We start from the raw sequence: 12,683 nt of genomic DNA on the forward strand, positions 1-12,683 counted from the left end.
GTTCCTCTCGGTCAATTTTCTCACTCAGTCTTCTCGCTGAGAGCTTCTTATCCGGGATATGTGAGGCGGGATGGCAGGTAGAGGCGGAGCTCAGCTGACCTTGGCCAGGGCCTCCGCCAGCACGCTGGTGGAGCGCGCCGGATGGTAGGGGACGGTGAGGCAGCGGCCGCCCCAGCTCTCCACCAGCTCCGCTTCCGGCAGTCGGGCTCCGCGGTAGTCGCCGCCCTTCACCCAGATGTCAGGGCGGAGGCGGTCAAGCGCGGCTTCCGGGGTGTCCTCGTTGAAAATCATCACGGCATCCACGCTCTCCAGCGCGAGCAACAGTTCCGCCCGGTCCTGCTGATTCATGATGGGGCGCTGCTCACCCTTCAGCCGGCGAACGGAGTCATCAGAGTTCAGGCAGACAATAAGGCAGTCGCCAAGCTCACGCGCGGCGGCCAGGGACCTGACGTGGCCGGCGTGCAGCAGGTCGAAGCAGCCTCCGGTGGCCACCACCATGCCGCCGTTCTCCCGGACACTGCGGGCCAGCAGCAGCGGCTCAGTAGTACGGTGCCTGCGCCGGCCCGGCGGAGGCGGGTCCGCCAATGAGGCGACACCGCCGGCCGCCAGGAAGTCCGCGGCCTCATGAACGGCCAGCAGGGCAGCATCCTCAAGTTCGCGGCCGCCCAGCAGATGAACGGCCAGGCTGGCCGCCAGCCGGTCCCCAGCGCCGCAGGGATCGGCCACCTCAACCCGGGGCGCAGGAACGCGCCGTGGTGCCCGGTCACGTTGCCGCAGCAGGACCGCCCCGTGCTCTCCGGTGGTTACCAGGACGGCGCGGCTGTGCCACTGGTCCAGCAGGATGCCCGCCACTTCACCGGCTCCGTCCGGGGAGTCTCCCCCCACGGACGGAGAGGATGTGCTGCCCGCGGCCTTGTACGCCTCCGAAAGGTTGGGCGTGACTACGGCGACGCCCGGCACGGGACCGGCACCTGCGGGATGTGGGTCCCAGACGATCGGCACCTCATCTGCCAGACCCGCCAGGAGTTCCCTCAACTGAGCATTGGCAGCCAGGCCGCGGCCATAATCGGCGACGATGATGGCTTCGGCCTTCTCCACCGCACGCAGCATCGCGGGCGTGATTTCAGGTACCGGGGTCCGGCCGCAGCCCTGGTCAAACCGGACCACAGGGTGCGAACCGGCCCGGACCCGGGTCTTGACCGGTGTTGGAAAGCTGCTGGGACCCGCCACCAGCCGCACCCCGGCGAGCGCCGCTTCAAGCTGCCGGCCGGCGTCGTCGTCTGCCAGTACCGTCACCAGGGTGACGGGCCAGCCATCCTCGGCCAGCATCCGGGCGACCAGGCCGGCCCCCCCGGCTCGGCGCCTGATGCCCGACACGTCGACCACGGGCACCGGAGCATCCGGGCTCAGCCGCGTGGCCTCACCCGAGAGATCCACATCCAGGAGGACATCGCCCACCACAACAATCCTCATGGCCGGCCATCCCATTCACTTGCGGACGTCCCCGCGCTACTCCGGGCGACCTCGAGGTCGAAGGCCCGGCATATGCTGTGCAGGGCAATCAGGTGACCCTCCTGCGCGTTGGCATTGACGGCGTCGATCATCACCGCCTCGTCACAGGCCGCGGCCAGCGGGTTGGGCCCCGGGCCGGTCAGCGCCCAGGTGGTGATGTTGAGCCGGGAGGCTGCATCCACTGCCTTCAACAGGTTGGGGCTTTTGCCGCTTGTGGACAGCAGGACCAGCACGTCGCCGGACCGGCCGTGGGCACGGACCTGGCGGGCGAACAACTCGTCATAGCCATAGTCATTCGCAATGGCCGTCACGGCCGAGGTTTCCGCATGCAGCGAAATCGCGGAAAACGGCATGCGTTCGCCGTCGAACCGTCCCACCAGTTCAGCGGTCAGGTGCTGGGCCTCGGCCGCCGATCCGCCGTTGCCGGCGGCCAGGAGCCGTTGCCCCCGGAGCAGCCGCTGCGCAAGCTCGACTCCCCAGGCCGCGAGCGTGCCGGACTGGCTGCGGAGCGATTCAAGTGCAGGAAGGACATTGTCAAGGTGCACGCTCACGGCATGTGCAGCCGCGGGATCCAGGAATCCGCGCCTGTCATGGGCTGAAGGCTGCGCCGACGGAAGGGCGGAAGGAAGCGCCGAAACACGGGCCGAGGGAAGGTCAACCGCGTGGAGTTCAGCCTCTCGGAGGGACCATTCAGCAGTCATAGCGCAGCTCCTTCCATGGGGATCCTGCCGGCCGAGATTCCTGCAACCGCAAGCTGGTACGCCTTTTCAGTTTCGGCAGCCACCCGGTCCCATGAATACCGTGAGCTCGCCCGCCGCTGCCCGGCCGCGCCCAGCTCCGCCCGCAGGGCAGGATTGCCCAGCAGGAGGGCCAGCGCCGAGGCGATTGCTTCGGGGTCCCGCGGCGGCACGTGCAGCCCGGTTTTGTGGTCCACTACAGTGTCGCGAAGCCCGCCCACCGCGGCGGCCACCACCGGCACGCCGCAAGCCATCGCCTCCAGCGGGACAATGCCAAAAGGCTCGTACCAGGGCGAGCAAACCACAGCATCAGCGCTCCGGAAGATCCCCGGCATGGCGCCGCGCGGCACCTGCCCCTGAAGCGACACCCTGTCCGAAACGCCCAGTTCAGCGGCGAGGTCCAGGAGCCGGCACACTTCCTTGTCCGCGTGCAGGGCGCACGAGTCGCCGCCGCCGCCCACGATGAGGAGTTCGACGTCGTCGAACCCGGCCTCGCTGAGAAGCGGAAGGGCCCGGATCACCAGGTCCACCCCCTTGCGGGGAACGAGCCTGCCCACGGAAAGGATGCGGTAGCTGCGAGGCTTCGCATCCGCGGATCCCTTGGCGGAAAAGAGGCCAAGATCCACACCGCACGGGGCAATCGACACTTTCCCGGTCTTGATGCCCATGGCCTTCAGTTCGAAGACCTCATCAGAGCACGTGGCAATGATCCTGTCTGCGGAGCGGGCCACGCCCGGTTCAAGCCAGCGGCGCTCCGGAGGGCTGGTGTCTTCAAGGCCCTGGTGCCTGCGCTTGACGGTGCCTAGCGCGTGGAAGGTCTGGACGACAGGGACCCGGTAGCCTGCATCTTCCCGTCGTGCCGCATCGAGGGCTGCCAGCCCGGACATCCAGAAGTGGCCGTGGACCACATCCGGTGGCCGGTGGCCCCAGTCCCGGGCGATGCCGTCCGCCAGCTCTCCCATGAAGGGAAGCAACTCATCCTTGGGTATGTGGCGAGCCGGTCCGGCCTCCACATGCACCACGTCCAGCCGGCGCCCCACCTTCACCCGGTACGGAAGCTCCGTTGCGTCCCTCCGGGTGTAGACAGTGACGTTATGCCCCCTCTTGGCCAATGCCTCGGACAGGGCTGCGACATGCACATTCTGGCCGCCGGCGTCCACCCCGCCGAGTGCCGCCAGCGGACTGGCGTGTTCTGAAACCATTGAGATCTTCAAGGGGTTTTCCTCTCTCGCGCCGGAACAAGGATCTGCTCTTCCGGACGTTCGTTATCGGAGTGCCGCGGACGGGCTCGCAGGTCCGCCAGGAAAACATCCCAGTGGTCCAGGAACCTGCCCAGGCCGTAGCGTGCCAATGCCGCCTCCCGGGCGGCGGCGCCGCGCCGTCGTGCTTCTTCCGGGTTGGCAATAAGCCGCCGGGCGACGCGGATCAGTTCGTCGACGTCGGCGGACACCGCGCCGGCTTCCGGCGGCACCGCCCGGGGCGCTTCCGTGGTGGCCAGGGCAAGGACGGGCATCCCGAGATGCATGGCCTCCAGGAGGGACAGGCCCAGGGAGGTCCAGCGCATCGGATGCAGGTAGACGCGGCAGCGGGCCAGTTCACGGTGCAATTCATGCGTGTTCAGGTCGCCGCGCTCGGTGAGCCGGCGTTCCTCAATTCCGGCGGCCGCGGCCAGACCTTGCGTTTTCATGCCGAAGACCTGCAGCGGCGCGACGGCGGCAAAGGCGGGGAGGAGGTCAGTCCCTGTCACCCGTCCCCGCCGCACGGGTTCGTTTACCACGACGCCGAGCTCCGGCAGTTCGCCTGTGTAGAGCTGCCCAGGGTCCGGGATCCCGTGCTCGATGACCAGCGTCGGGGCGGAGCCGCTGTCCCAGGCGAGCCTGTTGAAGTGCGTGACATGCACCAGGGGGATGTCCGGTCGGTCCGCAAGCGGATGCCTGGTGAAGGGGAAATCGCCCTTCGGCGTGTTGTGCTCCACGTACACCGCCGGCAGGTCGGCGCCCGGTTGCCGGCCCAAGGCCCTGGCAGTTGCGGCTATTTCCTCCGGACGCTGAAGAACGACGGCGTCGACCTGGTCGGCGTCGAGGTCCGCCAGTGTCACCTCCCGCACTGAGTCCGGCCAGTCCCTGCCGGCACGCCCGAGGCCCCAATGGCCCCCCTGCGGGAGCACCGGCAGCAGATATTCGTGGCGCCCCCTGACAAACGCATCCGTCCAGGAGCCATGGACGTGCCACAGCAGGATTCTCATCGGTTGCGGGCCTTTCTCCTGGTGCTGACGTGGGTACTGAAGGATGAGACGCCGCCGATCAGCCGCTCCACAGCCTGAACAACCTCCTCGGGCGAGACGGAGTCCAGGCAGGGGTGCCCCGGGACGGGACATTCCCGCGCCCTGGTGAGCCTGCACGCGGCATTCTGGTCGCCGAGGAGTTCCAGGGGCACGCCGTAGGGTGCCCAGCGAACGGCGGGAACCACCGGGGAAAAGAGGCAGGCAACGGGGGTTCCCACAGCCGCGGCCAGGTGCGCGGGCCCGGTGTTCCCGGTGACCACTGCGTCCGCGCGGGCCAGGACGCCGGCAAGGGTGCGCAGGTCAGTGCGTCCGCCCAGATCAAGGGCCGACGGGCCTGCCACGGTGGCGGTCAGCGGCGTTTCGTCCGGCCCGCCTGTCACCACCACCCGGTGACCGGCGCCCTCCAGGAGTTCGACGGCGGCGGCGTGGTGCAGTGGCGGCCACGCCCTTGCCGGGACCGCGGCTCCGGGGTGGACCACCACATACGGCCCGTCCCCCACCAGCTCCTGCACGTCCGGAACCGGACTGACCCGCAGCTTTCCGTCGTCGCCTGCCGGCAGCCTAAACCCGGCCGCCTGGGCAATCCCGAGCGCACGCTCCGCCTCCGGCTGGTCCTCCGGGAAGTCTTCTCCGGGCTTGAGCCGAACGTCCAGCAGGGAGCCGGCGTAGTCGGTGGAGGCACCGCTGATCCGGCCGACGCCTGCCAGCCGCAGCAGCAGGGCCAGTGGGAGCGGAGACTGGTGGAACGACGTCAGGATCACCGCCTCGGTAATCCTGGAGTTCCGCACATAGTCGATCAGCCTGTCCGCATGCGGCCCGGTCATTTTGGGGGCAGGATTCATGATCCATGGGCAGTCCCAGCTGTAGGCCTCAGCAACGCCGGGCAGCATGGCCGCCGCAGCTTCGCCCTGGCGCCCGCACAGCATCACCACATGGTTGGGCCGGCTCCCGTCCGCCTGACGGCCGTTTGCGACGGCGCGCACGGCCGGTCCAGCCAGGAGCACGTCGCCCAGGCTGTCCAAGCGTGCCACCAGGACCCGTCCCATCAGGGTCCCTCCAGCAGCATGCCCACAGCCTGCGCAAGGTCCTTGGCCACCAGCCGCGACTCGCTGATTTCCTCTGCCCGTGTCTGAGGGGTGGGAACCAGGACTCCCGTGGCTCCCGCTGCCTCCGCAGCCCGGACATCGCTGCCTATGTCCCCGATCAAGGCCGCCTCCGAGGTTTTGATGCCCAGTTTTCGGCACGCGCTCAGGACCATGCCTGGAGCCGGCTTGCGGCAGGTGCAGGCATCCTCCTCGGAGTGCGGGCACACTTCCCACACGTCAAAAGGCCCCAGGAGTTCCTCAACCCTCGCATTGACGCTCGCCATTTCGGCGGCGGTGATGACGCCCCTTGCCACGCCGGACTGATTGCTGAGCACGCCGGTGGCAAGTCCACGTCCCCGGAGGGCATCCAGCACATCCTTGGTTCCGGGAAGAGGACGGACCAGCGCGGGATCACCGTTGTAGGGCACATCAACGACCAGGGTCCCGTCCCGGTCGAACAGAACAGCCCTGATCTGAGGAGTCGCGGAGCTTCTCATACCCCCGACGTTCCCCTGCGCTGCTGCTCCTAAACAGCCTGGAGAGCTTTTCTCCGGATTACTGCTCCCTATTAGTGCAGGTCAAGCGCCAGACAATCCGGTCTGATGCCGGTTCCGCGGGGGTTGTCAGCAGACCCGGCAGCACTTCACATGCTGTTGATGCGGGAACGCGGGGTCCGCTGCAGCCCCTTCTTGGACAGGCCGGAGCCGGAGGCCCTATGGTCCGTGGACATGGATGGACCCTCGGCCATTGGAACGAATTCCGCACCCGAGCTGGCTTCGATGAGCCTGTGCTGAAGGTCGACCAGGACGCGCGCCAGGCGGCGCGATACCTGCATCTGGGACATTCCGAGCCTTTTGCCAAGCTGCACCTGCGTCTCCTCGCAGAAGTACCGGCGGTACAGCAGCTCCCGGTCAGCGGGGTCCAGTTCCTGCATCGCCTCGCGCAGGCACGCCAGCTCTTCGAGCCGCTCTATGGGCATGTCGGGTGAAGCAAGGACCTCCACTATGGGCGGCGAGTCGCCGTGGGGATTGACGGCGTCGAGCGAGTCCGGGTGGAGGCTGCTGGACGCGCAGATGGCCTCCTGCACTTCCGCGGCGTCCACTCCCAGATGCTGGGCCAGTTCACTCACCTTCGGGATCCGCCCGAGGGTCTGCGCCAGTTCCGGTTCCGTACGGAAAATGCGGGAGCGGAGATCCTGGATATGCCGCGGCGGCCTGACCACCCAGCTGCGGTCCCGCAAATATCTCTTCAGTTCGCCGGTGATGGTGGGAGCGGCATAAGCGGGAAAGCTGTCACCTTTGGTCTGGTCGAAGCCACGTGCTGCCTTCACCAGGCCCAGATAAGCCACCTGGTTGAGGTCGGCCCGCTCCCGGCCGCGGGCTTCGAAACGTGCGGCGAGAGCCTCAGCCAGATCAAGGTAGCCCAGGACCAGCTCGTTTTCGAATGTCTGTCGCAGCCGGCCGTTTTTGGGTGCTGATGTCTGCTGGGGAAGCGCCGGCGGGAGCGACTGGACTGATGAAGTTTCCATGGCAAGTGCAGCAAGAAAATCAGGCATTGTCGGTGGTTCCTTCGGGTCGGGGGTCCGAAAGCCTGCGGCAAGACTTAGAAGTAGGACACCATAAGCCTGCTTATAAAACAATGCTTTCCGGATATAGGCTGACGTGCAGGTGGAACCACCGGTTCGGGTGAAGGAGTCGCCATGATGCGCATCGCCATCGTAGGAGCCAGCGGAAATGTCGGCACAGCACTGCTCCGGAATCTTCAATCACGCTTGGCGGAAAGACCCGGAAGCCTGGAGCTGGCGGGCATCAGTCGCAGGCTCCCGGACATCGCGATGCCTCCCTATGCCGGGGTGGAGTGGCACACGCTGGACGTGGGCCTGGACGCCGATATGCCTCGACTGCGTTCGGCCCTGGCAGGGGCGGACGCGGTGGTCCACCTGGCCTGGCAGGTGCAGCCGAACCGCGACTTGGATGCCTTGCACAGGACCAACGTCACGGGCACCGGGCATGTCCTGGAAGCGGCCGGGCAGGCAGGCGTCGGGCACATCGTGTGCGCTTCATCGGTAGGCGCCTACAGCCAGGCGCCGAAGGACCGGAGGACGGATGAATCCTGGCCCGCCGGTGGTATCCAGACCTCACACTACAGCCGGCACAAGGCAGAACAGGAAGCCCTGTTGGACAGGTTCGAGGAGGAGCATCCGGGGGTCAAAGTGGCCCGGCTCAGGCCGGGCCTGATCTTCCAGCGGGACGCCGGGAGCGAGATCGGACGGTACTTTCTGGGCCAGCTCCTGGCCAGGCTGCTGCCGCGGCGGCCGTGGACACCGGTCCTCCCGGCACCAGACAACCTGATTTTCCAGGCGCTCCACGCTGACGATGCTGCAGAGGCATATTGGCAGGTACTGGACCGCGGCGAGTCCGGCGCCTTTAACATCGCGGCGGAACCGGTAGTCACGCCACAGGAACTGGCCCGGCTCCTCGGCGCCAAACGGATCCTGCCCATTCCCATGGCGCTGCTGCATGCAGTGGCCGGACTTACGTGGCGGCTCCGCATTCAGCCAACAGACTCCGGATGGGTGGACATGGCTGCGGGCTCGCCGGTTATGGACACCGGCCGCGCGCGCCGGGTCCTGGCCTGGGAGCCTAGGATTACGTCAGTGGACGCCATAGCCCAGGTATTGGAAGGAATCGGAGCGGGGGCCGGAGTTGCCCCTTCCCCCGCCCTGAAGCCGAGGAGCTAAGCGCCCCTCGCCCGGGTAGCAGCGCTAGGCGCCTGACCGCGGATTGTCCCGGTCAGTCCTGACGTCCGTAGCCCCGGCATCCCGGCCGGTCCGGACGTCACCTGTCCGGGCGGCGTCATTCCTGGCCGCATCATTCCGGGCGGCGTCGTTTCGGGCCGCATCATTTCGGGCCGCGTCATTTCGGGCCGCGTCGGTCCGGGCATCCATCCGGCCATCCCTGCCCGACGGTATGTCCGGATCAATGGCATCAGCCTTCCTGCTGTGGCTGGCAACGTCTTCACGAAGCGCGTTGGCATCCGCAGCCTTCTGGTCAGCTTCCTGCTTCAGCCTGGCGGCCTCCACCTGCGCCTGCTCGGCGTCGGCGCGGGCGCGGGTGGCTCGGGCCTCGTTTTCGCGTGCATCCAGCTCGATATTCTGCGCCTTCTGCCGGATTTCAGCGGCCTTTTCCCGGCGCGACTCATCGCGCTTCTGCTGTATTGCCTTGCGGCGCTGACCCGTCAGCAGCAGCACAATAAGGACCACGACAATGATTCCGACAACCACCCAAACCCACGTTGCTTTATCCAACGCTGCCCACCTCTTTCCACTTCGCTACGGCCGGATCCGGGTTGATGCCAGGACGGCAGCCGCCCCGGAATCCGTTTGAAAGTAATTTAGCAAGGGTACTTACCTTCTGTTAGTAATCATGCTTACTATTTTACGGCCAGTATCGCTGGTTCTTGATCAAAAACCGGCCTTCTTGGAAAGAGAGAGCAAAGATGACAGAGAACCAATGGCCCGAGGACCCGGCTTACACGGTTCCTCCGACCACCTCAGGGGCAATGGGAGAGCGCAGTGCAACAACCTTCCCGTCCGCTGCGACTGCACCAACAGGCGGCGCCTACGAAACTTCCCGCAAGGATGCTGTGAAGGAGGAGGCCGGTGATGTTGCCCGGACGGCGGCGGATTCGGCGCAGAACGTGGCCGAGACTGCTAAGACTGAAGCGGCAAACGTCGCCTCGGAAGTTAAGGCAAACGCAAAAGACCTCCTCTACCAGGCGCGCAGCGACCTCACCCATCAGGCAGGTACCCAGCAGCAAAAGGTTGCTGACGGCCTCAGGTCAGTCTCGAACGAACTGCACAAGATGGCGCAGGCGTCAGACCAGCCTGGCGTAGCCTCCGACCTTGTCCGCCAGGCTGCGGAACGTTCGTCCTCCGTCGCCTCCTGGCTGGACGGCAGGGACCCCGGTTCACTCCTGGACGAGGTCAAGAGCTTCGCCCGGCGGCGTCCCGGCGCTTTCCTGCTTCTTGCAGCCGGCGCCGGCGTCCTCGCCGGACGGCTCGGCCGCAGCCTGAGCGCAGGCGCTCCCGGCTCCGCCTCCTCCGCTTCCGGATACACCGGCGGGCAGTACACCGGCAGTCGGTACACGGGAGAGCAGTACAGCGGCGGCCAGTACACCGGAGAGCAGAACGCAGGTGGCCAGTACACCGGAGAACAGTACGGTGCGGGCCAGGAACAGTACGGTGCAGGCCAGACGGGCCCGGGCGGCTATACCCCCGCTGGCGGCGCAGTCCCGCCACCCCCGGTTCAGCTCCCCGGGCCGGCCACCACCACGGCAGGGTTCGACGGCGGCGCTCCGGGAAGCAGCTATGCCGACACAACCAGCACGGCAAGTCCGCTGGACAGCCCGCAACTGGTAGAGGAGACACGGTCCGGCAACCGGATGGCTGACGACCCCCTGGGCGACCAAGCGCTGGCTGATGACCCCATGGGCACGGACCCCCTCACCCAGGACCGCTCCGCGGACGGCCAGACTGGCAGGCCGTGATGAGCAGCCAGATGCCCGAAACCCCCGGGGAAGCTGCCCACGCCAAGGCGGACAACACTTCCCTGGGCGATCTGCTGGGCGAGGTCACCCGCGACCTGTCCACGCTGATGCGTCAGGAACTGGAGCTCGCCAAAGCTGAACTGAGGCAGTCCGCTACCAGGGCCGGCAGGGGCAGCGGCATGCTCGCCGGAGCCGGCGTGGCGGGGCACTTCGTCCTGCTGTTCCTCTCCATCGCCCTTTGCTATGCCTTGGGCATGCTGATGGGTCTGGGATGGTCCGCCGTCGTGGTGGCCGTGATCTGGGCCATCATCGCAGCCGTCCTGGCCTCCATGGGGCGCAAGGAACTCAAAACGGTGAAGGGCATGCCCCAAACCACTGAAACACTCTCTGAAATCCCCCCAACCCTAAAACCCGGTGAGGTAAACCGATGAGCGACAACCCGGACGCGATCCGTTCAGACATTGAAGCAACCCGCGCCCGCCTGGGCACCAATGTGGATGCCGTGGCGGACAAAGTCACCCCCTCCAACATCGTCCACCGCCAAACGGACAAGGTGAAGGACGCCGTCTTCGGAGTGAAGGAAAAAGTCATGGGAGTAGCAGACGACGCCACCACGCGCATGCACAGGAGCACCGGCAGCGCGGGTAACGCCCTCGGTGATGCGGGCGCCGCCATTGGCGAGGCACCCCAGCAGGTCATGTATAAAACACAGGGAAACCCCCTGGCCGCAGGCCTCATTGCCTTCGGCGCCGGTCTGCTGCTGTCCTCACTGATCCCGCCCAGCGAAAAGGAACGCGAAGCAGCGGACTCCCTCAAGACCGCCGCCGAACCGCTGACTACCGAACTGACTGAAGCGGCCAAGGACATGGCGCAGGGCCTGAAGGAGCCGGCGCAGGAAGCCATGGAAAACGTCAAGGCAACCGCCGCCGACGCCGCTGAGCACGTCAAGGAAGAAGGCCAGATGGCGGCGGCAGATGTGAAAGACAGGGCAGCGGACGCCAAAGACCACGTCCAGAACACCTGACAGCACCGGCAGCCGCCGCACAACCAATACTGGCGCCACAGACAGGCCGGTTCCGCCTCGCGGCGAGCCGGCCTGTCCACGTTTACGCCCTAACGAGAGGACACCCCCATGGCCACTCAGGACAAGCCCGAGACGAGCACCGCCAAGTCAGGCAGTGTCCCGGCACCCGATGACCCGCGGAAGCCGGACAGCCCCACGGACGTTAGGAAACCGTCCTGGAAGTACATCACCAGGAAGACGTTCAGGGAATTCACTCAGGACCAGTGCCCGGATCTGGCGGCCGCCCTCACGTACTACGCCGTACTGTCGCTGTTCCCCGCACTGCTGGCTCTCGTTTCGCTCATCGGCATCTTCGGGGACCCGCAAAAGACGACGTCAGCGCTCCTGGAAATCGTGAGCGGCATCGCCCCGGGAGAAACCGTGAACACGGTCAAGGGCCCTGTGGAGGAGCTCGCTGCGTCACCCGCCGCCGGCTTCACACTGTTCATCGGCCTTCTCACGGCCCTGTGGTCCGCGTCCGGATATGTGGGGGCTTTCGGCCGCGCCATGAACCGCATCTATGAAGTGGATGAAGGCCGCCCGTTCGTGAAACTCCGCGGAACCATGCTGGCCGTTACCCTGCTCGCGGTGGTGATTGTGGCCCTCCTTGCAGGCATGCTGGTACTCAGCGGCCCCGTCGCGGAAGCCGTGGGCGGAGCCTTCGGGCTAAGCGGGACTATCCTCACCGTCTGGAATATCGCCAAGTGGCCGATCGTCGTCGCGCTCGTCATCGTCATCATCGCAGTCCTCTTCTACGCCACCCCGAACGTTAAGCAGCCCAAGTTCAGATGGATGAGCCTCGGCTCCTTCATCGCGCTGGTGGTTTTCCTGCTGGCTTCACTCGGCTTCGCCTTTTACGTGGCCAACTTCGCCAGCTACAACAAAACGTACGGCGCGCTGGGTGGCGTGATCGTGATGCTCCTCTGGCTCTGGATCCTGAACATGTCCCTGCTGTTCGGTGCGGAGTTCGATGCCGAGATGGAACGTGGTCGCGAACTCCAGGCCGGCATCGAGGCCGAAGAGACACTCCAACTGCCACCGCGGGACACCAAAAAGAGCGAGAAACTGCAGGAACAGGTACAGGAGGATATCCGGAGGGGCCGCGAGCTGCGCGAAAGCTACAACGGAAGCGGCGCGGAGAAGGGCAACCCCGAGCGTCGCGGTGCCGAGGGTGGAGGCACCGACATAACCAGCGCCAACAAAGGCAGCAGCAAGGAACGGGGAACCGTCGAATAAACGGCCTGTCCGGACAGCACCCGGCAGGTCTAGGCAGGGAGCTCAAGTAGGAGGAAAGTTAATAGAAGCAGGTCCTGTGAAGTTTCCCGGGTCATCGGTGGCCCGGGTGCCAGGCGGGGTCGGCGGTGAAATGGCCTCTTCTGAGACCGAGGCCAGTCCCCCCAGTCGCCGTCGGCCCCCTCGATCATTCCGACTGCATCCGCTCCTTTTCCCAACCC

13 protein-coding genes are annotated in these 12,683 nt (G+C 66.2%); 5 read left to right on the top strand and 8 right to left on the bottom strand.

All coding sequences use genetic code 11. The annotated features are described in order from the left end of the window. Window positions 1-90: 90 nt before the first annotated feature. The 7 genes from QFZ40_RS17875 to QFZ40_RS17905 form a co-directional block, all read right to left on the bottom strand. Window positions 91-1,473, bottom strand: coding sequence for a PfkB family carbohydrate kinase (locus QFZ40_RS17875; protein WP_306906002.1), 1,383 nt, complete (start codon window positions 1,471-1,473; stop codon window positions 91-93). Beyond that, window positions 1,470-2,213: a D-sedoheptulose-7-phosphate isomerase gene (locus tag QFZ40_RS17880; RefSeq protein WP_306906003.1), complete on the bottom strand. Its 744-nt coding sequence runs from the start codon at window positions 2,211-2,213 to the stop codon at window positions 1,470-1,472. The genes QFZ40_RS17875 and QFZ40_RS17880 overlap by 4 nt, the downstream gene beginning before the upstream one ends. Next, complete coding sequence (locus QFZ40_RS17885; RefSeq protein ID WP_306906004.1) at window positions 2,210-3,463, bottom strand: glycosyltransferase; 1,254 nt, start codon at window positions 3,461-3,463, stop codon at window positions 2,210-2,212. Before QFZ40_RS17885 ends, QFZ40_RS17880 begins: the two co-directional genes overlap by 4 nt. Then, a complete protein-coding gene (locus QFZ40_RS17890; RefSeq protein ID WP_306906005.1) occupies window positions 3,460-4,494 on the bottom strand; it encodes a glycosyltransferase in 1,035 nt (344 codons plus the stop codon). The genes QFZ40_RS17885 and QFZ40_RS17890 overlap by 4 nt, the downstream gene beginning before the upstream one ends. Then, window positions 4,491-5,579, bottom strand: coding sequence for a glycosyltransferase family 9 protein (locus tag QFZ40_RS17895; RefSeq protein WP_306906007.1), 1,089 nt, complete (start codon window positions 5,577-5,579; stop codon window positions 4,491-4,493). Before QFZ40_RS17895 ends, QFZ40_RS17890 begins: the two co-directional genes overlap by 4 nt. Continuing rightward, window positions 5,579-6,115, bottom strand: coding sequence for a D-glycero-alpha-D-manno-heptose-1,7-bisphosphate 7-phosphatase (locus QFZ40_RS17900; protein WP_306906008.1), 537 nt, complete (start codon window positions 6,113-6,115; stop codon window positions 5,579-5,581). The genes QFZ40_RS17895 and QFZ40_RS17900 overlap by 1 nt, the downstream gene beginning before the upstream one ends. Window positions 6,116-6,261: 146 nt before the next feature. Next, window positions 6,262-7,173: a sigma-70 family RNA polymerase sigma factor gene (locus QFZ40_RS17905; protein ID WP_306906009.1), complete on the bottom strand. Its 912-nt coding sequence runs from the start codon at window positions 7,171-7,173 to the stop codon at window positions 6,262-6,264. A 147-nt stretch (window positions 7,174-7,320) separates the two neighbouring features. On the opposite strand from QFZ40_RS17905, the gene QFZ40_RS17910 reads away from it, so the two are divergent. Then, window positions 7,321-8,358 carry an NAD-dependent epimerase/dehydratase family protein gene (locus tag QFZ40_RS17910; protein WP_306906990.1) on the top strand — a complete coding sequence of 346 codons (1,038 nt, stop codon included), beginning with the start codon at window positions 7,321-7,323 and terminating at the stop codon, window positions 8,356-8,358. Window positions 8,359-8,382: 24 nt separating this feature from the next. On the opposite strand, the gene QFZ40_RS17915 is transcribed toward QFZ40_RS17910, so the two are convergent. Beyond that, on the bottom strand, window positions 8,383-8,925 hold the full coding sequence (locus QFZ40_RS17915) for a hypothetical protein (RefSeq protein ID WP_306906011.1): 543 nt from the start codon (window positions 8,923-8,925) through the stop codon (window positions 8,383-8,385). A gap of 191 nt (window positions 8,926-9,116) precedes the next feature. On the opposite strand from QFZ40_RS17915, the gene QFZ40_RS17920 reads away from it, so the two are divergent. The 4 genes from QFZ40_RS17920 to QFZ40_RS17935 all read left to right on the top strand — a co-directional run bounded on the left by QFZ40_RS17920 (window position 9,117) and on the right by QFZ40_RS17935 (window position 12,465). Next, entirely contained in the window at window positions 9,117-10,166 is a 1,050-nt protein-coding gene (locus tag QFZ40_RS17920) for a hypothetical protein (protein ID WP_306906013.1), read from the top strand. Then, on the top strand, window positions 10,166-10,597 hold the full coding sequence (locus QFZ40_RS17925; RefSeq protein WP_306906014.1) for a phage holin family protein: 432 nt from the start codon (window positions 10,166-10,168) through the stop codon (window positions 10,595-10,597). The genes QFZ40_RS17920 and QFZ40_RS17925 overlap by 1 nt, the downstream gene beginning before the upstream one ends. After that, on the top strand, window positions 10,594-11,190 hold the full coding sequence (locus QFZ40_RS17930) for a DUF3618 domain-containing protein (RefSeq protein ID WP_306906015.1): 597 nt from the start codon (window positions 10,594-10,596) through the stop codon (window positions 11,188-11,190). Before QFZ40_RS17925 ends, QFZ40_RS17930 begins: the two co-directional genes overlap by 4 nt. A 108-nt stretch (window positions 11,191-11,298) precedes the next feature. Continuing rightward, on the top strand, window positions 11,299-12,465 hold the full coding sequence (locus tag QFZ40_RS17935; RefSeq protein WP_306906016.1) for a YihY/virulence factor BrkB family protein: 1,167 nt from the start codon (window positions 11,299-11,301) through the stop codon (window positions 12,463-12,465). The last annotated feature ends 218 nt before the right edge of the window (window positions 12,466-12,683 follow it).

Source organism: Arthrobacter pascens, from assembly GCF_030816475.1.
Taxonomy (GTDB): Bacteria; Actinomycetota; Actinomycetes; order Actinomycetales; family Micrococcaceae; genus Arthrobacter; species Arthrobacter pascens_B.